Below are 22,262 nucleotides of genomic sequence, written 5' to 3' on the forward strand. Positions count from 1 at the left end.
GGCAAGTTCTAATAATCCTAACTTTGGTTTGATGATCTTTTCTTCTGTACTCATCTGACAAATCTAATTTAAGGGTTAAACTAATTTATTAAGATTGTCAGATTAAGTCTTAACTATTACACTTAATCTAATTCTGTTCTTTATTATTTGCATTTCCTTTTGTTCATGCAAAGCTTTTTTATTTACAGCTAGGCTTTTAGATTCTAGGATATTTTAATGTCAATAAGTGAAAGCAAAAATGTTGCCGAATCTTTAATAATTGTAACCGACATACAATCGCATATATACCATTGGGACTTAGTTTCAGCACTTCTATTTTTAGGATACCTCAAAACACGGATTAATCTAAGAGAGCTAAGGTTAAAAAAATTTTAAAAAAAACCACACATTTAATTCTTTATACTTACTTTTAAGTATACGTATTTTCTTTCATTTCTTATCACTCAATTCTTAATGATTATGAAGTTAAAATTAAACAAAGAGAAAATTGCCAAATTGACAAAGGAGCAAGCCAGTTCCGTAAATGGAGGAGGAACCAACCACAGTACGCAACACAATTTTACGTGTTGCTGGTGCACTAATACCGGTGGAGTTACAAATTTAGATACTTGTGGAAGTCCATGTATCCCACCAGGATATTAAATTTTGCTTACAGAGAATTTTATTGTTTAACCCATTAATATTTAATCATGAAGTTAAAATTGAACAAAGAGAAAATTGCCAAATTGACAAAGGAGCAAGCTAGCTCCATAAATGGTGGAGGAACCAACCACAGTACGCAGCACAACTTTACGTGTTGTTGGTGCTCTTCAGGATCTGATAGTTACCATTGTCCACAATCTGTTCCAGTTGATGGCACCCTATGTCCTCCGGGTTATTAATAAGATTTGTTTAAATTTATGAAGGTTGTCAGATTTATGAACTGACAACCTTTTTTAGTGGATTTTAGATTTTTAAATAGACGATAGAAAGTGTCATTTGTTTTCCGAATAAGGAATATATATTAACTGAATATGCATAAATCGCTTGCCTCCGCAAAAGTATTTGAAATAGAACGGGTATTGGCTGAACTTCCTGTTAAAGAAAATAGCTTTTCTTTATTTTCGGGGATTGGTGGATTACCAATATTTTATTATTTGTTAAATCAGTATACCAGAGATATTAAATACATTGAAAAAGCCAATCTGGCTATTTCGGAAATTTTTGAAATGCTCAACTCGGCCCACTATGGAGTTACATATTGTAATGGCCTTGCAGGCGTTGGCTTTATGATAAATTATATTAAAAAAACAGGTTGTTTTAACACACTAGAAGTAGATGAAAGTTTATGTGAAATAGATGATTACATTTTTACCTATACAGAAGATAGAATCAAGTCTTCCGAAGATTTGGATTTCCTTCATGGAGCCTTTGGCGCTACATACTATTTACTTACTAGAGTTGAAAAAAATTCTTTGTTAACTGAAAGGACCAAGCATTTATTTTACATGCTGTGCAATGTATTAAATAGTGAAATAGATAAATCTAATGAAGTTCACGAGGTTCGACATATTGACAATAGTCTTCATAAGACGAACTGTGGTTTAGCCCATGGGCATGGTTCTTATATCGCAATATTGGCAAAAGCATTGATGAAATTTGAAAAAGAAGATATTATAAGAGATACGTTGCGAAATTGTATTAATTGTTTATTGAGTTTTCAATCAAAGGATGAGAATTCTATTTCTTGTTTTCCAGCAATTGCAATAAGTCCTTATACTGCGAATTATGAAATCCCGATGGGGTGGTGTTATGGAGACCAAACTGCTTCCTTGAGTTTATATAGGGGAGGGATTGCACTTGGAGATAAAAACATAATAAATAAAGCTATACAAATAGCATTAAAAACCTTAAACAGAGATACTTTCATAAAAGCTCAACTATCACCATTAACAGATGCTTGTTTTTGTCATGGTTCGGCTAGTGTTGCATATTTAAACAAGAAATGGGGGCAAATAACTAAGAATAGTGCATTTAATGAATTGTATCAACATTTTGTAAAGGTTACACTTAAAAAGGGAGATAATGATATTGGTTTAGCGGGGTACCAAAAGTATTTAGGTGACAACAAGCACGAAAATGCCATTGGCCTATTGGATGGAGTAATTGGTGTCGGCGTTATGCTCCTAGATTATTTACTAGAAGACAATCAATTGAATTGGGATTCTTTTTTCCTTTTGGATTAAACTTAACAGTGGCCCGGACATAATTTGTAAATTAACATTAGTGAAGACTTACCCCTTTTGAAGGCTTCCCTATTTTTGGGGAATTATAGGGTTTGGAAATTTGATATTGCTAATGTCCAACGTTTTTTTTGGTCATCGCAAAATAATATGAATAAAGTAAATCATAAAGAACCAATTCGTACAATCGGTTTCTTGATTTAAAAAGCCTATTGATAAGCATATGTAGTAGGCTTAAATTTAGCTCATTTAAACTCATTTCAAGGTCATTTCTGTTTTTTAAATGGACAATATCAGATATTGGTTTCTGGGCCTGTTTTTTTTTGATTTCTAGGAAATTCGCGGCAAAACTTGAATTAATAACCTGTTGGACTTTTTCTTTATGGATTCTTGACTTTGTGCCTAGTTGTTTTCCAATATTAAAAATGGAGCCTTTGAATTCATTTTTATATGACTCCTTAAGGAAATACAACAAATTAGTTTTATCTTGATTAGAATATCCAAACAAATCTAAATGATGGTCTATTGCCTTAATGCCAAACAGCCATCGGGACTCATAATTTTTAAGTGTTTCTTTTTTTTCATATGATAAATACGCTAAAATCATATTGCTTTCAGCTCCAAATACAGACTCGACGTATTTCATTGTAATTCCCCCATATCTTTTATACTCGGGTTTGTAAGTATCCAAAATAATATTATCGACGATTCCATTTAAATATAATTCTTTTACACTATCGTGGACTTCCTTTATAACTGAATTAAAATCATCAAGGGAATTTAAAAGAAATCTTATTCTTATATGATAGTCAGGGTCCGAATACCTAATGAAAAACCATTTAAGAATTACCTTTCTTTTATAAAGAGACTCTATTAATGGATAAATAGTGTTGATCAAAATATTATCTGCACTTTTAGGCCCGGTATATATTTTATAATAAATCCATTCAGAGCCAATTATAAAATCAGTTAAGGGAGTTTTTAACTCTTTTATCATGGTGTGCTTATTTGTAAAATGAGATTATAAACTCGTTTGTATATTTTTTATTGGCATTACTATGGACCATGGTTCTTTCGTTAAATAAAAATTCTGATATTTTAACTTTAGATTTATTTTTTGTAATCCTAAAAAACATCTGCCTGGATTTTCCATTATTAAAACATATCAGAATTTTGTTGTCGCCATCGCTTAGGACAACATGTTCAGGTATTTTGTATTTTCTTCTGAAAGAGCTTGTATCTTTTTTTAATTCATTTAGATGTCGAAAAGTAAGATTCCAGGTAGCATAGTGGAGAATTGTACTTTTATAGGTAACCCTAGGGATAAATATATAATCATCGGAAAAGGGGCCAAAATTAAATCCGATACCATTTCTCATGCCCTGAGTTTGAAAATCTCCTAAAAAATGGTACACTGGTAATGAGCTATTTGGAAAATTATGGGCATTGGATAATCTTGTTTTAATTTGATTTCCACTTTTTTTTGATTTCAATTTCAATTCGTTTTTCTCTACTGAGATCATTATATCCTCAGGAGTAATCTTATTTGATGCCGACTTTCCAGACGATGAAAGATAAGGGATTTCGTATTCTCTAAAATCAGGCCTCATCAATACGTTTCCTGCTCTTGCTTCTGGTAAATGAACAATTTCAGCTATAATCTCATTCTTATTCAATTCTTTTTCTTTTTCAACAATCTCTTTTGTGAACTCCAAAACATCATTATGGAGATAGCAAAACCTACCTAGTAAATTTGCAGCTGAAGAACCACCCACTCCTCCAAATTTGACCATCTCTTTTCCATCGATATTTATAACTTCAACAATTGCTGAAATTGTATTGGGTAAATCGTCCCATTCCGATTCTAAATCCGAAACATCAAAATTATCAAGAGATATACAGTAATCATTGTTGATATAACATTCAATCAACAGGTCTCTTAGCTTAGAATTTACATGTGACCATTTTATTTCAATATAATTTTTATTATTAATGTTATTGGTAACTAAATCATCTACTAACGGGTTAATGTCTCCATGGTTATTGGATTTACCATAGCCTATTCCTGTATCAATATCCAAAACTTGCAACAAGGGAACTTCCTTTTCTTCATACTTCTTTATGAATTCATCTTTAAAAGTATCTAATACGCTTTTAGGATTGGGTAGGGCCAATTTGTTTAACAGAATAAGAGAATCTAAAATGTCCGACTTGATTTTTTGGGATAAAGTGTTCGATTCAGTTTCAATATAAGAATCAACCTGAAACAAATGTTTTAAATCAATAGGAACTCCCAATTGCTCAACTTTTTTAGAAATCTTAGTATAACTATCTGGGGTATTTGGCATTTTTGAATCCAAAAGCCTTAAATCTTTAATTATTTCATTAAATTTTTTTTGTATAAATTCAATATTATGGATTTTTTCTAATTTTTTTTGTAATTGTTCTTCAAACTCAAGACCTGATACTGACGGTTCAAGCTCACTAACTAGAAGTTGTGCCTCAATCAAATTATCGACAAATTCAATACAGTTCTTTATATCATCATCGAATTCTAGCAATGAGTTAGAAATGGTGGAAATAGTTGCTCCATTTTTAGAAACCGTTAAGACCTTGTTTATGTAATCTGAAAACTCTACAGAAACTATATCATGGTTTCGTTTTCCATTATTATAGTAGTATTCGACGAATCTAACTTCTTTTCCAAGTTTGTATATACTAGAATTTGGGTAAAAGAGAATTTGATTTTTAATCGTACTTTTCTTTGCTAGGTCTTTGCTCAATGCATCTAAGTAATCCATATCCAATCTCGTCCTCCTTTTAATATCTTTTTGTCTTGTAACGATTTTGGTCTCCTTACCAAATCGGCCTATTGAAATTCCTGCAAATAATCCAAAAGGAGTACATCTAGAGCTAATCCTGCTAAAATACTTTAATAGGGAATATTGGATTTGTTCCTTTTTTTTATCACTAAAACTACAAGGAGATTTAAGCAATTTTTCTATTTCTCGTAAAAAAGATGGAGAGGCTAAGAAAATTGCTTCCTTAAAAAAAGGGTCTTGCATCAATTCTTTAAAGGTTTCTTCGGAAAGTTCAATTTTTGAAAGTGTAAGAAAATAATCTGATATCGAGAATGTAGGTGTTCTCAGAATAGTTTTATCAAAAATTTTATACGGGCATTTTTTCATATACTTTTAAAGACATATTTTTATGTAGTAAATCTAAAAAAAATCCTACACAGTATTGTAAAGAGTAACCAATATTGAAAAGGTGATTGAAAGTGTAACGATATTCTACTATAGATGAAGATTAGAATTATTTTTTCCCTGATATGTGCGATAGTTCATGTGAACTTATTTTCTCAATCTTTCGAAAGTTTTAATCATGAAAGATTATTTTATGTAAGTAAAGTTTGGGGATTGGTAAAGTATTATCACCCTAATGTTTCAAAAGGAAATTTTGATATTGACGAAAAACTATTTGATTTTCTAGCTGAAACCGAAAAAACGGCCAACCACGATGAGTTTATAGAAGCCTTAGAAAATTGGATTGATTCATTCGGGAAATATGGAGGACAAATTAAATGCAATAAAGGTAGTGACCTTTATAGCATGGATTTAGATTGGGTTGAGAATCCAAATTGGAAATCAGCTAACGGATTAAAAAAGAAATTATATGGTTTGGCAAAAAATTGTAATAAAGAACATTTTTATTATTCAATAGACAAAAGAGGAGTAGTAGAATTTAAGAATGAAAAGAATCATATAGATAGTGTTTTTCCCAATACTAACCATAGGCTATTGAGTTTATTCCGTTATTGGAATAGCATAGAATATTTTAATCCGCACAAAAAACTTTTAGAAATTGATTGGGATCAAGTACTTGCAGAAATGATCATTCCCTTTCAGAAATGTAAAAATGATAAAGAATATGAAATACTCCTTAAGAAGTTAATTGCCAAAATATCTGATTCTCATGCCTCTCTAATTGTGCCTAAAAGGGAATATAAATTTTTACCTGCAAAAGTTGAGATTGTCGACGGATTGCCCGTGGTAACTCAGCTTTACAATGATTCAATTTCCAAGATATATGATTTGTCAAAAGGAGACATTATATATGAAATTAACGGAAATGATATTTTAAATTTAATAGAAGCTAGAAAAGACTTTTATTCGGCATCCAATGAAAAAAGGGTTGTAAGTAAAGCGTTATTAGAAATTCTATGTGAAAATCAAAATTTCGCTAATCTAACAATTGATAGAGAAGGTAAGAAGTTAAATTTGAAAGTACCAAAATATTCTAGAATTGAATTCAATAAACTATATAAACGAAATAAAACTAAAGGCTGGTATTTTGTTAATGACGATATCGGATATATTGATCTATCAACAATAAATCCTGATGAACTAGACAAGGCAATGCGGAAGTTGATTAAAACCAAATCAATAATCATTGATTTGAGAAAATATCCCAGTGCAATTTTTTATAACCTTCAAACTTATTTAATTACTGATCAGCTTTATTTTGCGGTTAAATCCTACGTTGATTCCACTAAGCCCGGTAAGTTTGTTAGTGAGAGTTTAAAGACTAGTCCGAAGGAAAAGAAAACTAAATTCAATGGAAAGATTGTTGTTCTTGTTAATGGGAACACACAAAGTAGAGGAGAATTTATAGCAATGAGATTGCAAGCAAAAAAAAATGTATTGACCATAGGGAATCAAACTTCTGGGGCAAATGGAGAAGTCAGCAAAATAAAGTTCATTGGAGGATATGAAACATGGTTTACCTGCGTTAGATATGATTATCCTGGAAACATTCCGCTGTATGGTGATGGAGTGAAAGTTAACATTGAATTGTCACCTAATAATGATGACGTCTTATCTGGAAATGATATCATTTTAGAAGAAGCTATAAATATAGCCAACAAAGTAAATTAAACTCACTCTGTGCTTTAAACCAAATGGAATGCTTAGTAAGTATAATTATACCTGTTTTTAATGAGTCTGCACATATAGGTAGATGTCTTTCTTCAATTGTTAAGCAAGATTGCAAAAATGTTGAGATAATCGTTGTTGATGATTATTCAACAGATAATTCCTTGGAAATTATCAAAGAATTTCAAAAAAGAAATGCGAACATTAAGGTTTTAAGGAATATTAGAAATATGGGGCCTGGAGCCACGAGAAATAAAGGTATCAATATAGCCGCCGGAACTTTTATTTGGTTTGTTGATTCAGATGATTGGATTGAATCGAATGCTCTTTCAATTCTCAAAAAATGCTTAAATGGACCAAATAACGCTGAACGTTTATTTCTTTTTGGATTTACAGAGCATTTTCAAGACTTGCAGAATAATGCAATAACAAGAAATAGAATCCCATGCCATAAGGGAATTTTACAAAATGCTTTTTATCATTTTTTAGTAATGACAAATGGAGTATTGAATTTACCTTGGATTTATATTTTTCCTAAAAAATTGATAGTTGGAAATGGAATTTTGTTTCAGGAAGGGACTTTTTACGAGGATATCTTTTTTTCCGCTAAAGCAATTTACTATTCAAAAAAAATAATGATTGTACCAAAAACACTTTATAACTATAATTTTTTTGTTCATAATTCAATAACGCAAACATATTCGAAGAAAAAAATTTTAGACATGCTAGGTGCATATGAGGACTTATATGATTTCATGAAAACTAATGGCTTACACGAAAAATACCTAAACGAATTTTCAATACGTTTTTTGTTATTTGGGCTGGCTAGTTGTTTAGAAATATATTCGAAATTACCCCTTAATGTCAAAGAAGATAAAGGACTAAAAGAAAAACTGGGTATTTATTTAAAGTCTGACAATTTGAATAGTGAAAGTTTATTTATAATATCAGAATTTACTAGTACTATCAATACTTGTGATGAGATTATACGGGATTATTATTTAAAAAAGTTACTCGTTCTTGAAGCCCAACTAAAACACCAAAAATTTGTTAAGTTGAATGTATAATATGAGAATTATTCATAATTGTTAATTAAATTGAAGAAACCCTTTCCTTTCTATAGGCAACCTGATGCTAAAGATTGTGGTCCTACCTGCCTACGAATCATTGCGAAACACTATGGCAAGCTAATCTCACTACAGGAAATACGGGGACTTTCCGAGACCACACGTGAAGGCAGCAATCTTCTCAAGTTGAGCGATGCCGCCGAGGCCATTGGATTCAAGTCCCTGGGGGTAAAGTTGAATTATGGACAATTGGAGGATGCTCCCCTGCCCTGTATTGTCCATTGGAACAAAAGCCACTTTGTTGTGGTCTACAAGATAAAAAAGGGTATTGTACATGTCTCCGACCCTTCCTATGGACTGATCACCTATACCAAAGAAGAATTTTTGGCCCGCTGGATCGGCAACAATGCCACCGAGCATACCAAGGAGGGCATCGTCCTGCTCTTGGAAGTGACCCCAAAATTCAAGAAATTGCACTGGGAAGATACCGACAAAAAATCGCTCCGCTTCCTTTTCCAGTATGTTTTTAAGTATAAGGGATTACTGGTACAGTTGTGCATTGGGCTGCTGGTCGGCAGTCTGTTACAGCTCATTTTTCCCTTTCTCACCCAGAGTATTGTGGATGTGGGCATACAGAACCAGGACATCAACTTCATCTATGTGGTGCTGGCCGCCCAAGTGATGCTATTTTTTGGAAGGACAAGTGTGGAGGTCTTCAGGAGCTGGATATTGTTGCATCTGAGTACCCGGATCAACATTTCCTTGGTCTCCGATTTTTTTATCAAGCTCATGGCGCTTCCCATTGCCTATTTTGATACCCGGATGACAGGGGACATCATGCAACGGATCAATGATCATAGCCGTATAGAAAATCTATTGACAGGTTCCACCTTGAGCACTTTGTTTTCCATGTTCAACTTGGTTGTGTTCGGTGCAGTGCTCATTTATTACAGCCCTGCCATTTTTGGGATTTTTGCCTCAGGGAGCATCCTTTATATCCTTTGGATATTATATTTCCTTAAAAGGCGGAAAGAACTGGACTATAAACGTTTTTCCCAATTGAGCCAGGAACAGAGCACGGTCATTGAACTTATCAACGGTATGCAGGAGATAAAGATGCACAATGCCGAAAAACAGAAGCGTTGGAAGTGGGAGTTTGTTCAGGCAAGGCTGTTCAAGGTATCCATTCAGAGTCTTACCTTGGAGCAGACGCAAGGCGTGGGTTCATCGGTCATCAACGAGCTCAAGAACATCATCATCACTTTTACCTCGGCTGTATTGGTCATCGATGGCAATATTACCTTGGGAATGATGCTCTCCATCCAGTACATCATCGGGCAATTGAACGCCCCTATAGGACAGATGGTCACTTTTATCCGTTCCTATCAAGATGCCAAGATCAGTATGGAGCGTTTGGCAGAGATCCATGATAAGGATGATGAAGAAAACAAAGAGAAACAGCTCGTCAACAAAATAAGACCTGACCAAAATCTGGTTCTCAAGAATGTTTTCTTCAGGTACCTGGGCAGTGATGAGAACGTTATAAAAAGCCTTGATATGAAAATCCCGGCCAATAAGATTACGGCCATCGTTGGGGCCAGTGGTAGTGGTAAGACTACCTTGATGAAGCTGCTATTAAAATTTTATGACCCCAACAAAGGCAATATCCTCTATGGAGGCCAATATCTGGACAGTATTTCACATAGGGCATGGAGAGACCACTGTGGAGTGGTCATGCAAGAGGGGTATGTGTTCAACGATACGATTGCCTATAACATTGCCGTGGGACAGGACACCATTGACCAAGAACGCTTGGTCAAGGCCACCAAAATTGCAAATATCTATGATTTTATACAATCACTTCCCCTCGGTTTCAACACCAAGATCGGGAACGAGGGCATCGGAGTGAGCACAGGCCAAAAACAGCGGTTGTTCATCGCTAGGGCAGTCTATAAAAATCCCCAACTATTGTGTTTCGATGAGGCCACTTCCGCTCTGGATGCCAAGAACGAACGGGTCATCATGGAAAATTTGAACCGGTTCTTTAAGGATAGGACGGTCATCATCATTGCCCATCGGTTGAGCACGGTCAAAAATGCCGACCAGATTGTGGTGATGCACGAAGGAGGGATAACCGAATCGGGCACCCATGAAGAATTATTGGCCCAAAAAGGGGCTTACTATAATTTGGTGAAGAACCAATTGGAGCTTGAAAAACTAAATGCCTAAAGAAGATGCCAGAGAACAGCAGTACGAAAGAGTTGAACCTAAGGTCGGAGGAGGTACAGGAAATCCTGACCAATCCCCCGGCATGGATAGTGAGATGGGGCATTACCTTGATCTTTATGTTCACCATTATCATTCTGGCCCTTTCTTTCATGATCAAGTACCCCGATTTTGTAACGGCCAAGGTCATTGTCACCACTGAGCGGCCAACTGAAAGGATAGTGGCCAGATATTCCGGAGCGTTGGATGACATCTATATTGAGAATGGCGATACCGTTAAGATTGGGCAACGCATGGCCATTATCCGAAATACGGCGCGAACCCGTGATGTATATTTTTTAAAGTCCATTTTGGACACACTTCCCTTAAAGTCCAGTGACCTTATATTTCCCATAAGCTTAACTTCCAATCTCATACTGGGTGATATTGAGACGGCCTATATCAGTTTTGAAAAGAGCTATGTGGACTATTCCCTTTTGAGGGATTTGGATCCTTACACCAATCAATTGTCGGGAAACCGCCAATCCCTAGCGGAGATAAAGCTAAGGCTCAAGGACCAGATCAAGCAAAAACAGGTCTTGGAGCAGGAATACGGGCTTAAAAAAAAGGACTTTGAACGGCATCAAAAACTCTATGAAAAGGGGGTCATCTCCGAACAGGAGTTCGAGACCAAGAAATTGGAATTCCTCCAGATGGAAAAGAACATCAGCACCATGGCCATTTCCATTTCGCAAATGCGTGAAGCCATTTCATCTGCCGGTCAAACTTTAAAAACGACCCAGATCAACCAACAAGAAGATGTTACCCGCTTTTTGGCCAATCTCTCACAATCATACAACACCCTTAAAAAGGCCATTCGGGATTGGGAACACACCTATATGCTCTCCTCCTCGATAGAGGGAGTGGCAAGCTTTCAAGAGTTCTGGGGCACCAATCAGTTCATTAACTCGGGTGAGGTAGTTTTTTCGATATTGCCGACCGATAGATCTACATTAGTGGGCAAGTTGACCATCCCTTCGCAAAATGCGGGCAAGGTCACCCTGAACCAAAAAGTACTCGTAAAATTGGACAACTTCCCATACCAACAATACGGTACATTGTCCGGTAAGGTAAAGAACATATCCATATCCCCTGATAAAGAGGGAAACTATTTTGTCTATATCTCCCTTCCCAGAGGAACAATGACTTCCTATAACCGGGAACTTCCCTTTGACCAAGAGCTTTTGGGAAACGCAGAGATCATTACAGAAGATTTGAGTGTGGCCGAACGAATCTTTTACAAGTTCAAAGATATTTTCAAATATTAACAAGGAAATTCATGCGGATGAATAATTGAATAATCAAAACAAATATAAAATTTCGTTCTATATCGTATACATGAATCGTTTGGACCATTTAAAACAGACACTACCCAAAAATATTGAAGACAATATTTTTTTAGGGAAGGCTACACAGTCAATGGATATTTTTAAGTATCACAGTAGGTGTAGGCGAGGGAGACATTGACTTTGTGTTTTGTCCGTTTTTGGCATAGCTTCTCTATTTACAAGTACAGGTGAAAGTCTATGTAGCCTTACCCTTTTTCTGGGAGGTCTTACAAAATACAAATCTTGCTTAAAAAAGAATTACACGAAAACCATAGAAAAACTGATGTTTTTCTGCAATTTGAGACTTGATTATTTAAATATCATTGATTGTTTCCCGACCAATTGTCATACTCTTTTTTGGATGTAGGACTGGTTTCAAAAAAAATCGTTCGTATGTGCTTGATAGGCTGAAATTCCATTTTGAAAGCTTTGCTCTTTTGCTGCATCTAATTGAGTTGTTTGATAGTACCCAAAAAAGAATGCTCCAAATGCCAGCAACAATGAAATTATAAATGTTATCACCGCCCATTTAGGATAAATTTTGGCTTGTTTGAGATTGTACTGAAATAGCTCCAAGAATCGATTTCGTTTTTCAGTTTCTTGTCTGCCAAACTCTTCCAGCTGAGATATTAAACCTTTGATGGGTGACACATCAAATTTCACCCGTAAGGATTCTACCTTATCAATTTGACTGCTCAGTTGATTCACGTTTTTTTCAAAATCGGTCAACTCATTGACCAATAATTCCGTAATGGTTTCTAATTTGTTCATATAGTTGATTTTAAATTCGCATTCCTATTTGTATTGTTTTTTTAATGGCTTTTTTGACTATGGTCAGTACCAACTTTTGCGGAACGGGTACTTTCCTGTCCATTAATGCTATGGTGTTGTTTTCAGAAATCACTTTTTGCGGGCTACTGTTTTGAACGATACCTCTCCCAATACCCGCCATACTCATGTTTCTATTTATTTCGCTGCCTTTAAAGCCGTGTCCCTGAAAATGAAATCGAAACCCTTGGAGTTGCCCCTGTTTATTAATACTAGGCTTAACTTCAACTCCATTGGCTTTCATCCCATCCAAATACTGTTGGTAGTTTTCGGGTTTTTGGTGCTTTAAAGTCAGTTCATGTCGACGTTTGATTTCATTACGCAGCTCTTTGGTCTGGAAGTCTCTTTCAAATTGTACTTGTTTTACAGTAGTCAATCGCAATTGTTCCGCAACTTTTTCAGCTGCCTGTTGACTCCTTTTTCCAATAAAGCTGTCATTGTAGGCAACTCCTTTAAAGTCGATACGGTTCACATATAAATGGATATGGGTATGTTCTTTATCCCGATGTACAAATGCGATGGCTTGCCTTTCGGTCAGCTTCATTTTTTCAATGAATTCTTTTGTCACTCTTTCGAGCTCTTTAGCTTTTAGTTTTTTTCCATCCTTTATCGTTGGACTGATAACAAATGATAGAGTGTTGCGTTTACAGTCATTGTTCATTTGTTGGATACGCTGAAATTCCTGGGTAATTTCATTTGGATTATCTCCGACCAGATGTTGCCTGAGTACCACTTCAGCATTTTTTTCCTGGTTCCATCCGTAACCTATGGATGCCCTTGTATGTGATATGTATTTTCCTTTACCAATCACTTACTAAATTTTTTGAGATGTTCCTTGATTTCTTTGGCAGTGTCATATACCATTTTGGTCAGGTTGTCATTTTTACCCCTGAACATATTCCCAATGGATTTGAAATTGTTGTGATATTTCGCCAACATCTTATACAGCTCAATTTCTTCATCGGTCAAGCATTCGATGGTAGCTTGCTCCATTGCTGTCCTTCTCAAAAACTCACTTAAGGATAGACCACATAGCTTTGCTTTAGCGGTCAACAACTTTTTCTCATAGGTGCTACAGCGAAATTTCACCAATTGGCTTTTCCCCTTAAATCGCTCCTTTTTTTCCTGCGACCTTCGGGAGCGGGCGAGATTGTGTCCACAGACACACATCTCGAATTCCTTTCGGAATTACGTTTTGGGTTGCCTGTCTCATTATGGGCAATCAATTCTGACAAAGTTGTAGTAGGAATGGCTTCTTCTTGGGTAATTGGCACGTTATTCTTTTCCACCCAACCATGTATTGCAGCTTCAAGTGCTTCAAATTCTTTTTCCAAATTACTCCTGCCCATGATGTATTAATTTTTCGTTTATATCCTTGAATCTGGCGTAACAATTTCTTCGGTCGGTAGCTCTTGGATACAATCCGATTAAATTTTGGGTTGCTGTATCTCCCGCGTTGTCATTGTCCAACGCTAAATTGAGCTCGGAATATTTTTCCAAGATGGGATTGACTTTTGTAGCAAAGGCCAGGGAGTTCAGAATAAGCACATCGGATTCATCGAACCATTTGGGTTGAATGACCAAAAGGGACAGAAAATCGAACATCCCCTCAACAACGGTAAGGTTTGGATTATGGTTTTCAATTATGGTGATTGCCTTAGGAGATGCACAATGTTTCTGGAAACAATTGCGTAATTCCCAACCTCCATTTTTGTTTTGTAGCCCCAGAGCAAAAAAGGATTTTTTACCTATTCCGAAGTGTACTTGCTTGATATATCCAGAGGCCAGGTTCAACGGGATTTTACGCTTTTGTATGTAGTCAATTAATGCCACATGACTTATTGGCCTTATATAGTGAATACTGATTTTATTATCCCTCACGACTGGTAGGGGCTGATGAAAAGAAAAAGAACCTGTTTGGTCCTGGAGGAGTTCCAAGACCTCCCGAACATCATAGTTTTTTATTCGACATATCAGGTCGATCAAATTCCCCCCGATTCCCTCTCCATGGTCGTACGATCTGTTTTAGGGTGCGGGAGACTTTAAAAGAGGCTTGCGTTTCTGACCGGAACGGACTCAGGAACCAAGCTTCTTTTTCTGTTTGTCTGACTGGAAAGTGCCCTAGCCTTGCCATCCTGCTAACGATGCAAAGGGTGCGGGCTCTATCACAGTTCAATATTTTTTCTTTCATACGCTTATGTTTTTTTAAAATTTTGATGATTTGATGAAGAACCGTTCAAAAGGCCTCTCATTGTTGGGCCTATCGGGTTCATCATTTTTTCATCGTTTCATCATTTCTGTTTTTCATCGTTTCATTTCTGTCTTTTTTGGTTTTTGGCTTTGTCATCATTCTTTGTTTTGATGACGGAATGATGACAAAGTGATGACGGATTCAGAGCCGATAAACAGTGGGGTTATCTTAAGGTGTCATCGTTTCATCAAAATTTTTGAGCAGAAAATCCTTGGTAATAGAAAAATACCTGCCCTTTGCGTCCTCTAGGTTGATCTCGCCATTGTTCCAAATGGTTATCCGGCTATAACTGTTTAAAGTACATAATGTAAATAGCTATGGAGTTCCTCAGAGTAGAAAACGATTCACATTAATTGCTTCCCGTGTTTCAAAAGAGGAAATAGAACCTCTAAAATCGGAGAGTAAAAAAACTGTCGTTAAAGACGTATTGGGTGTCGACAACGGATTTCCCTGCATCGAACCCGGACACAAGGATAGTACGGATTTTTATCATACAGTGCCTAGTATAAGCGACAAGAACAAAGAACGTCTTAAGAAAGTAGAAAAGGATGGTGGAAATAGATTAGGGTTTGCCAATGACCCCGAATTACAGTTAAAGTGCTTTATAGGAAGAGATGAATCTTTTAAAGATACTTTTGGCCGTTTGTGGTGGAACAGGCCATCTCCTACAATCACAACAAAATTTTTCAGTGTCTCTAATGGAAGATTTGTACACCCAGAAGAAGATAGAGCCTTGTCTATTAGGGAAGGAGCTACATTACAGTCCTTCCCAAAAGATTATGTTTTCAAGACTAAAAGCATTGCAAAAACAGCTAGAATGATTGGAAATGCTGTGCCACCAAAGTATGCGGAGGCAATTGGCAAAGCAATTTTAAACTCTGCAACCTAGAATCGAATACAGGAATTAAAAATATAAATCCGTAGTGTCAATTATAGATTTTGTTTAGGGCCACCATATTTCAGGTGACCCATCATCAACTCAAAAATCAATGGTCAGAACCATTGAAACTCTTTGAGACATCCCGTATACCATTTACCGACCCGTTCACACTTCCATTATCAAGTACCTTTAGTATTTCTAGCCCACTCTGATGTTTACTATTGGACACTTTATCGGCTAAAGGTTCCATACTAGCCCATTTCAGAATCTTTGTACCCGCAATCGAAGAAATCATGAACTTTTGTTGATCTTTAAATAGACGAGTACGGTCTTTTAATGCCTTTGCTTGATGTGTACTATCAACATCAAAAACGAGGTCAAATTCAAAGTCGATACCATCACGCATAATGGCTTTCAATCCTACTTTCTCCGGCACATATTTTCCGTTCTTAAGATTCAAGACATAGGCCTGTTTGGTTCTCATCGTAGCGATGATATGACAAGGGCTTTCAAACACCTTATTGATAAAGGCATCTAATCTAGGATTGACCTTGCCCCAATTGACAAACGAGTTCCCCGATAGTTTGCTGTGAAAATCGAGCAGCTCTTTCCAGATGTTGGAAATACCGTCCAATATGATGACATCCATATTGGCCTTTTCACAGATTTCAATGGCCTTGATATATGTTTCTGGCATGTATGGAGGTGGTATGGTCAACACTTTGTAGTTGCCCAACCCTGAATATAAATTACTACTCCCCCGTTCACTGTCGATTACAGCAACTTTGGAGAAATCTCCATTGGCTAGACCTTTGGCTAATAATAAACTACTAAAGGTCTGTCTTACCAGACCCCGAACAGCCCTGTAGGGCCATCTTGATTTTACAATGTTTCCGTTGTGATTGTATTAATTCCATCTTAATATGTTTAGAGGTTAATAATCTTTTGTTGCGAAAACAAAAAAGGCCAACCCGTTCTTGGGTTGACCTTTATGCATTCTAGATAAATTTTAGTTATTATATGAAAATGTCCATTTTATATAGTAATCGTATATATGACTTTACAGTAAATATTGGACAAAAATCAGAGCAACTCATTAATATCGATTGTCTCGTTTTCTTGAACTAGAACACTACTAAAAGAATTGTTTTGAGAGACATTGTTGTATATCAAATTAATACGATCCTGAATATCTGGCATCTGATTTAGTCCATTAATGCGATAACACTTGCCTTGTCCTTTTATAGTATCGGAAGTTCTAGTAAAATCAAAGAATAAATCTCTAAGAAATGAATATATAGTTCTATAGTTTTTATCCAGTCCTCTCATACTAAAGCATTTTAGAGTAACATCTAAGTCCATTAAAAGACTAAATGATGCCGTCAGTTCAAGTAGGTGCCCCTCATTGATTTTTAAATTTTTTGCCAGTGGTAAAAATCTATTTCCTTTTTGGTCTTCAAAAGAATATTCGTTCAATAAAATATCTCGGTATTTATATATACTGAGATAAGCATTTACCACCATTGACTCATCTTTACTAAAACCAGTCCTGTATTTTTCCATTTCAAGACTGTGAGCAATGCACATTTTAAAATACGCCTCTTTTTCTGGAACTGAATCTTGTGGATCTTTATAAATTTTCATCCCATCTAAAATGAAAAAAATCTCTCCGTCGGGAGGGTAAATGGCATTTTGAATTTCTGAATCAGTTTTTCGTATTCTTTGGACAAATGTAATCAACTGCTTTTCAAAATTTGAATTTCGATATGACTCCAATAGGCTATACTCCTTTGATTTAAAGGACTTGTAAAGAGGAACATTGGAAAAAATCTTTCCTCTTATTTTCCTGTAAATATGTAAATCTGATTCAGTCTCAGAAAAAATCTCATTACTCTCAAAGTATTGCGAAAGTCGTTTTTGTATAAATCCTTCCTCAAATAAAAATACAGTCGGCTCAATAATACTTTGAAGTTTGCAATTTGTAAATTGATTATTCCATGCTGCCCAATACATGTAATTCGAAAGGTTTTTTCCATATGCCTGATATTGAGAATATAGCAATTGATCTCCCTCACTGATTTTGAACCAATCATATGTAGGAAACTGGGCTTTTATGTCATTTGGTAAGTTCTCTGTTTGTTCAATCTCAATCTCGATATTTCTTCGTTTACTTTCATAAATACTCAGTAATATGCTGTCCTGTTGTTTTAAATATCTAAAAGGTATTTCTGATAATTCAGTTCTCCCATGTGAAAGTCTTTTGAAGTATTCGCCACTAGCATTTGGAGTCATTATTATACCCAATGGGGATGGCATAATTACGCATATACGAGATTTTTTCCGTGGTCTTGCCAATGCTTGTATCAATGAGTTTATTCTATCAGTAAAAATCCCAAAAGCATCGTTTCGTCCCTCTGAATAAGCAAACTTCAGTGGCAGTATCACAATATATAGGCTATCCTCTTTTTCAATACTAATACCTGTTTTGAACTTAGTGCCAATATTGCAGCTATCCGAATCGAAAATTGAATCTTCGTCTCCTATACATAAGTTTGTACTATCAAAATGCTGTCTGAGCAACCTACCAAGTCGAGAAGAATTTATCTCTTTAGCTACATTTCTGGAGTAGCAAAGTATGTTTGCCGTCGAACATCCCTCTATAAGGGATTCTACAACATCGATTATATATTGGTCATCCTCTTTGAATTTATACTGATCGTAAATACACAAATGAAGTTCACTTAGATTTTGTACATTTTGGGGTCTCTGGCTTTCTATTATTTTAATGTTTTTTTCTGTCAACTCAGCGAAAAACTTAACTGCAACTTTTGAAGCCTCACTAAAAGTTGCACTTGCTACAATAACCTTGTGGGTTACAAGTTTCCATTTAAATAGATTTGGTAAAAATTTTGGCTTAAAGGTATCTAGGGACTCATGGATTTCATCAAAAATCAGAATCACTTTCTCTCCGTTAATTCCGCATTGTCTTATTAAGTATTCATAATAATCCCTTTTCTTTTTGCTTTGTGCAGGATACTTTCCAGAATCACCCAAAATACTTTTGATAGATATCAGTTGAACAGATTTTGAATAAAAAGCATGAAAATGATCCGATGTGACATATTGTTTTTCTAGCTCCAAATAATTAAAACAAACATCTTCATTTATTCTTGAATCAATTTTCAATTGATAGGAATCGTTCAATGCCTTAAATGGAGTTACCACAATAATTTTGTAGTTATCAGCACTGATTTGGCTCTGCTGATAGTACGATGCTATCAACTCAATAATTGCAGTCGTTTTTCCCTGTCCAACAGCAGCATTGATTACCGTAGTATCTTTCTTGGTTAAATCTATTGTCTCTCTTAATCTTTCGGATATATATCCTTGTTCATTCGGCTCTATGACCGTTTTGTCTGTGTCTTCAAAGTTATAATCGAGAAAATCAGAATGGTTAAGTTCTTTATATTGAATTAGAAAGTTGAATGGGGTTACTAAAGTTTGTTTCATAGGAATTGGCTGTATTGCAGAGTTATACAACACAGCCAATCAATTTTTATTTTAAATCAGTTACGGTTTTAGTTTATCTGCAAGGACTTGCATTTGACTACTCACTTTCTTCTGTACTACTTTGGCGTAATGTTCTTGTGTAATGCTAATCTTGGAATGACCCAAGAGTTCAGACACTATTTCCATGGGAACATCATTGTAAAGTAATACCGTGGTTGCAAAAGTCTTTCTAGCAATATGGTGGGTCAGTCGTTTCTCAATACCAACAACATCAGCAATCTCCTTCAAATACGAATTGAACTTTTGATTTGAGATTACGGGTAATTCATAGTCGTACTGTTGTAGGATTTCTTTGGCTAGAGGTAACAACGGAATGGATAAGACCCCATGGGTTTTCTTTCGGGTCATCTTAATCCATTTATTGCCATCGAAACCGATTACGATATGTTTCTTTTCCAAAGCAGCCATCTCTTGATAAGCCAATCCCGTATAACAACAGAAGATGAACATATCCTTGACTTGCTGTAGTCTTAGTTGACCAAAGGTATGTTGCTCAAGTGTTTTCAGTTCCTCCACAGTCAAGAAAACAAGTTCTTTTTTGACCCGTTTTGGCTTGTGTTGGGCAAATGGATAATGGTTCAATAGTTTCTGCTCCACAGCACTATTTACAACACTTTTAAAACGCTGTAAATTCTTGTTGACTGTTATTTGCTGTTTCCGCTTTTCTGTCTTCAAATAGTACTCGAAATCATTTATGAACTGTATATCCAATTGTACCAGCATAATATCTCGTTGGTTGAGATGGGTTTTGATATAATGGGTCAAATCGTTCTTTATGTACTCAAACTTGTTCCATGTGGCTTGGGTCAATTCGATACCAATTAGCTTCTTCCGTTTTTGCTGATATTCTTTGTAATACTCCAACACACCGTATTTCTCTTTGGGTTTCTTGCCCAAGTATGAAAAGTAAATGTCATCCACTGTAAAAGTCCGTTCTTGTACTTTGAGCATTAAAAAAGCCCGATCAATTTTTTGTTTGATCAGGCTTAGTTCAGAGTTGATGTATTCGGCTTGTTTATCGGGTGGTTTTATTAACTGTCGTTTACTGTTCCATGACTCCGGAAAAGTGAACAAACCCGTCGAAAATTCTTTTCGCTTATGTTGATATGTAATCCTGCACCGAATTGGGCATTTTCCTTGCTTATTTATTCGTGCTTTTTGCAATATAAAGATTGCATATAGTATGTTGTTATTCATTGTATTACGTATTAAAAAATGGTACACTTGAAATATATGTATGTACTCCTTTTTGTACTCCTCGCTTTGAAGTGAAATGGGAAGAAATTATACTATCGGAATAGAAAACGACTAGAGGTACAATTCAGACAACTTGCTGAACTTCAATATAGTCCATAAAAAAAGCCCAAACTACATTTGTAATTTGGACTGTATCTGCTCCCCCTCTTGGGCTCGAACCAAGGACCCTCTGATTAACAGCGTCATCGAATAGGGTACAAGCAAATTTTAAAAATCATATATTTTATTGAATATCAGTATTTTAATAAATTTTATCATCAATTAAAATCAATTGAAACCGACTTTTTGCGTGCAAATTGCGTGCAAATTTTTTTATAACTTATGTTCATGAACACAAGTATAAAGCTAAGTTTGGACACCCGCAGAATGACCCAAAATGGATGTTTCCCCATCATTTTGAGGTTAACCCATTTTAGAAAAACGACTTCGATAAAAACAGGCCATTATGTGCCAGAGGAATACTGGGATCATCACAGATGTAAAGTAAAAAGAAATTTTCCAGATGTTGACTCAGTTCACCTGGTGAATACCCTTTTATTAAAAAAACAAGTCAAGGCCCAGGAGGTTATAAATAAACTGGCTGATAACGACAAATTGGATAGACTTACTGCCAAAGATATTGCTGATAAAATAGTCAATAGGAAACGATTAAACTCCTTTTATGAATTTGGCCTCCAAAAAGCGGAAGAGCTTATAAAGGAAAAACGGATTGGCACAGCTAGAAACTATTCCGGAATAATCGGACGACTAAAAGTATTTACAAACGATAGGGATTTAAAATTCAATGAACTTAATCTTGAATTCTTAAAACGATTTGAAAGGAATCATTTATCTAAACCAGGCAATACCATCAACGGAATTGCATCTTATATGAGAACGATAAAGGCCATATACAACAAAGGAATCAAGGAAGGCATGGTGGATGAATCCTTATACCCTTTTAAATATTATACTATCAAAACAAAACCTACCGAGAAAAGAGCCATTCAGATAGAAAGTATCAAGAAAATACTTGAAATGGAAACCGAGATTGGTTCCAATCATTTTCACTATCGTAATTATTTTATTCTTTCTTATCTGATGTTGGGAATGTCCTTCATCGACATGGCATTTCTTAAGAGAGAAAATATCATTGATGGCCGTGTTAAATTCCAAAGGCGTAAAACAGGAAAACGCTACGATATAGTTATTACTAATCAAATTAAACCCATTATTGATTACTATCTGGACAACCCGAATCCCTCAGGTTTCTTATTGCCCATAATCTATCGGGACACTTTGGAATTACAGTACAAAGATGCCCAATGGGAGCTTAGACGTTACAACATTGGTTTAAAAGAGATCGCAAAAGAATGTGAGATTGAAGAGCGTTTAACTTCCTATGTTTCAAGACATAGTTTTGCAACCCATGCCATGTTCAAAAAAGTTCCTTTAGAAGCAATTTCCGCCATGATGGGTCACAATAAACTCAGTACTACCCAAATCTACCTAAAATCGTTGCCGAGCAATGTACTTGACACTTATCAATTGGAGCTTAATTGTACTAGCCACTACTTAACCTGACAGTTGTGGTTAATCTGACACTTGAAAAGAACCTTTAAGCTCATTGTATTCGATGAGCTTTTCTTTTGCTAAAAGTATGGAATCCTCAAAAGTCTGC

The 22,262-nt window shown here is 35.6% G+C and carries 19 protein-coding genes; 9 read left to right on the top strand and 10 right to left on the bottom strand.

The window, feature by feature from the left end; translation table 11 throughout:
- Positions 1-459 precede the first annotated feature (459 nt).
- From E4661_RS18220 to E4661_RS18230, 3 genes are all read left to right on the top strand, one after another.
- Entirely contained in the window at positions 460-642 is a 183-nt protein-coding gene (locus tag E4661_RS18220) for a class I lanthipeptide (protein ID WP_136468898.1), read from the top strand.
- A 47-nt stretch (positions 643-689) separates the two neighbouring features.
- Positions 690-881, top strand: coding sequence for a class I lanthipeptide (locus E4661_RS18225; protein WP_136468899.1), 192 nt, complete (start codon positions 690-692; stop codon positions 879-881).
- A 132-nt stretch (positions 882-1,013) separates the two neighbouring features.
- Entirely contained in the window at positions 1,014-2,225 is a 1,212-nt protein-coding gene (locus E4661_RS18230; protein WP_136468900.1) for a lanthionine synthetase C family protein, read from the top strand.
- 109 nt (positions 2,226-2,334) lie between these two features.
- Here the strand turns inward: E4661_RS18230 and E4661_RS18235 are convergent, their stop codons facing one another.
- Positions 2,335-3,219 (bottom strand): thiopeptide-type bacteriocin biosynthesis protein, encoded by an 885-nt coding sequence (locus E4661_RS18235; RefSeq protein WP_136468901.1) that lies wholly within the window; start codon positions 3,217-3,219, stop codon positions 2,335-2,337.
- A 7-nt stretch (positions 3,220-3,226) separates the two neighbouring features.
- Positions 3,227-5,410 (bottom strand): lantibiotic dehydratase family protein, encoded by a 2,184-nt coding sequence (locus E4661_RS18240; RefSeq protein ID WP_136468902.1) that lies wholly within the window; start codon positions 5,408-5,410, stop codon positions 3,227-3,229.
- A gap of 114 nt (positions 5,411-5,524) precedes the next feature.
- Between E4661_RS18240 and E4661_RS18245 the strand changes: the two genes are divergently transcribed.
- Genes E4661_RS18245 through E4661_RS18260 form a run of 4 tightly spaced genes read left to right on the top strand, consistent with a single transcriptional unit; the run spans position 5,525 to position 11,756 of the window.
- Positions 5,525-7,159 (top strand): S41 family peptidase, encoded by a 1,635-nt coding sequence (locus E4661_RS18245; protein WP_136468903.1) that lies wholly within the window; start codon positions 5,525-5,527, stop codon positions 7,157-7,159.
- A 23-nt stretch (positions 7,160-7,182) separates the two neighbouring features.
- Positions 7,183-8,223 carry a glycosyltransferase family 2 protein gene (locus E4661_RS18250; protein ID WP_136468904.1) on the top strand — a complete coding sequence of 347 codons (1,041 nt, stop codon included), beginning with the start codon at positions 7,183-7,185 and terminating at the stop codon, positions 8,221-8,223.
- Positions 8,224-8,253: 30 nt separating this feature from the next.
- Positions 8,254-10,452: a peptidase domain-containing ABC transporter gene (locus tag E4661_RS18255; RefSeq protein ID WP_136468905.1), complete on the top strand. Its 2,199-nt coding sequence runs from the start codon at positions 8,254-8,256 to the stop codon at positions 10,450-10,452.
- Positions 10,453-10,457: 5 nt separating this feature from the next.
- Positions 10,458-11,756, top strand: coding sequence for an HlyD family secretion protein (locus E4661_RS18260; protein WP_136468906.1), 1,299 nt, complete (start codon positions 10,458-10,460; stop codon positions 11,754-11,756).
- Between the two features lie 435 nt (positions 11,757-12,191).
- On the opposite strand, the gene E4661_RS18265 is transcribed toward E4661_RS18260, so the two are convergent.
- Genes E4661_RS18265 through E4661_RS18285 form a run of 5 tightly spaced genes read right to left on the bottom strand, consistent with a single transcriptional unit; the run spans position 12,192 to position 14,477 of the window.
- Positions 12,192-12,587: a DUF6730 family protein gene (locus E4661_RS18265; protein ID WP_136468907.1), complete on the bottom strand. Its 396-nt coding sequence runs from the start codon at positions 12,585-12,587 to the stop codon at positions 12,192-12,194.
- 10 nt (positions 12,588-12,597) lie between these two features.
- Positions 12,598-13,455 (bottom strand): relaxase/mobilization nuclease domain-containing protein, encoded by an 858-nt coding sequence (locus tag E4661_RS18270; RefSeq protein WP_136468908.1) that lies wholly within the window; start codon positions 13,453-13,455, stop codon positions 12,598-12,600.
- Positions 13,452-13,733 (bottom strand): mobilization protein MbpA, encoded by a 282-nt coding sequence (gene mbpA, locus E4661_RS18275; RefSeq protein ID WP_240751546.1) that lies wholly within the window; start codon positions 13,731-13,733, stop codon positions 13,452-13,454. Before mbpA ends, E4661_RS18270 begins: the two co-directional genes overlap by 4 nt.
- Positions 13,730-13,993, bottom strand: coding sequence for a hypothetical protein (locus tag E4661_RS18280; RefSeq protein ID WP_136468910.1), 264 nt, complete (start codon positions 13,991-13,993; stop codon positions 13,730-13,732). Before E4661_RS18280 ends, mbpA begins: the two co-directional genes overlap by 4 nt.
- Complete coding sequence (locus E4661_RS18285; RefSeq protein ID WP_136468911.1) at positions 13,980-14,477, bottom strand: toprim domain-containing protein; 498 nt, start codon at positions 14,475-14,477, stop codon at positions 13,980-13,982. The genes E4661_RS18280 and E4661_RS18285 overlap by 14 nt, the downstream gene beginning before the upstream one ends.
- A gap of 707 nt (positions 14,478-15,184) precedes the next feature.
- Here E4661_RS18285 and E4661_RS18290 point away from each other — a divergent pair.
- Positions 15,185-15,784, top strand: a complete 600-nt coding sequence (locus E4661_RS18290) for a DNA cytosine methyltransferase (protein ID WP_136468912.1) — start codon at positions 15,185-15,187, stop codon at positions 15,782-15,784.
- A gap of 97 nt (positions 15,785-15,881) precedes the next feature.
- Here the strand turns inward: E4661_RS18290 and E4661_RS18295 are convergent, their stop codons facing one another.
- The 3 genes from E4661_RS18295 to E4661_RS18305 all read right to left on the bottom strand — a co-directional run bounded on the left by E4661_RS18295 (position 15,882) and on the right by E4661_RS18305 (position 20,542).
- Entirely contained in the window at positions 15,882-16,511 is a 630-nt protein-coding gene (locus tag E4661_RS18295) for an AAA family ATPase (RefSeq protein ID WP_240751547.1), read from the bottom strand.
- 347 nt (positions 16,512-16,858) lie between these two features.
- Positions 16,859-19,285, bottom strand: a complete 2,427-nt coding sequence (locus E4661_RS18300; RefSeq protein ID WP_136468913.1) for a DEAD/DEAH box helicase family protein — start codon at positions 19,283-19,285, stop codon at positions 16,859-16,861.
- 60 nt (positions 19,286-19,345) lie between these two features.
- Positions 19,346-20,542 carry a site-specific integrase gene (locus E4661_RS18305; RefSeq protein WP_136468914.1) on the bottom strand — a complete coding sequence of 399 codons (1,197 nt, stop codon included), beginning with the start codon at positions 20,540-20,542 and terminating at the stop codon, positions 19,346-19,348.
- Positions 20,543-20,929: 387 nt separating this feature from the next.
- Between E4661_RS18305 and E4661_RS18310 the strand changes: the two genes are divergently transcribed.
- On the top strand, positions 20,930-22,165 hold the full coding sequence (locus E4661_RS18310; RefSeq protein WP_136468915.1) for a site-specific integrase: 1,236 nt from the start codon (positions 20,930-20,932) through the stop codon (positions 22,163-22,165).
- Positions 22,166-22,262 lie beyond the last annotated feature (97 nt).

This window comes from Flagellimonas onchidii (assembly GCF_004804315.1).
In the GTDB taxonomy this organism is placed as follows: Bacteria; Bacteroidota; Bacteroidia; order Flavobacteriales; family Flavobacteriaceae; genus Flagellimonas; species Flagellimonas onchidii.

Excerpts from the sequence above, each read along its gene's own strand:
- E4661_RS18240 (WP_136468902.1), bottom strand. The coding sequence starts at position 5,410 with ATGAAAAAATGCCCGTATAAAATTTTTGATAAAACTATTCTGAGAACA.
- E4661_RS18245 (WP_136468903.1), top strand. The coding sequence starts at position 5,525 with ATGAAGATTAGAATTATTTTTTCCCTGATATGTGCGATAGTTCATGTG.
- E4661_RS18235 (WP_136468901.1), bottom strand. The coding sequence starts at position 3,219 with ATGATAAAAGAGTTAAAAACTCCCTTAACTGATTTTATAATTGGCTCT.
- E4661_RS18250 (WP_136468904.1), top strand. The coding sequence starts at position 7,183 with ATGGAATGCTTAGTAAGTATAATTATACCTGTTTTTAATGAGTCTGCA.
- E4661_RS18265 (WP_136468907.1), bottom strand. The coding sequence starts at position 12,587 with ATGAACAAATTAGAAACCATTACGGAATTATTGGTCAATGAGTTGACC.
- E4661_RS18280 (WP_136468910.1), bottom strand. The coding sequence starts at position 13,993 with ATGGGCAGGAGTAATTTGGAAAAAGAATTTGAAGCACTTGAAGCTGCA.
- E4661_RS18260 (WP_136468906.1), top strand. The coding sequence starts at position 10,458 with ATGCCAGAGAACAGCAGTACGAAAGAGTTGAACCTAAGGTCGGAGGAG.
- E4661_RS18305 (WP_136468914.1), bottom strand. The coding sequence starts at position 20,542 with ATGAATAACAACATACTATATGCAATCTTTATATTGCAAAAAGCACGA.
- E4661_RS18220 (WP_136468898.1), top strand. The coding sequence starts at position 460 with ATGAAGTTAAAATTAAACAAAGAGAAAATTGCCAAATTGACAAAGGAG.
- E4661_RS18310 (WP_136468915.1), top strand. The coding sequence starts at position 20,930 with ATGAACACAAGTATAAAGCTAAGTTTGGACACCCGCAGAATGACCCAA.
- E4661_RS18300 (WP_136468913.1), bottom strand. The coding sequence starts at position 19,285 with ATGAAACAAACTTTAGTAACCCCATTCAACTTTCTAATTCAATATAAA.
- E4661_RS18230 (WP_136468900.1), top strand. The coding sequence starts at position 1,014 with ATGCATAAATCGCTTGCCTCCGCAAAAGTATTTGAAATAGAACGGGTA.
- E4661_RS18225 (WP_136468899.1), top strand. The coding sequence starts at position 690 with ATGAAGTTAAAATTGAACAAAGAGAAAATTGCCAAATTGACAAAGGAG.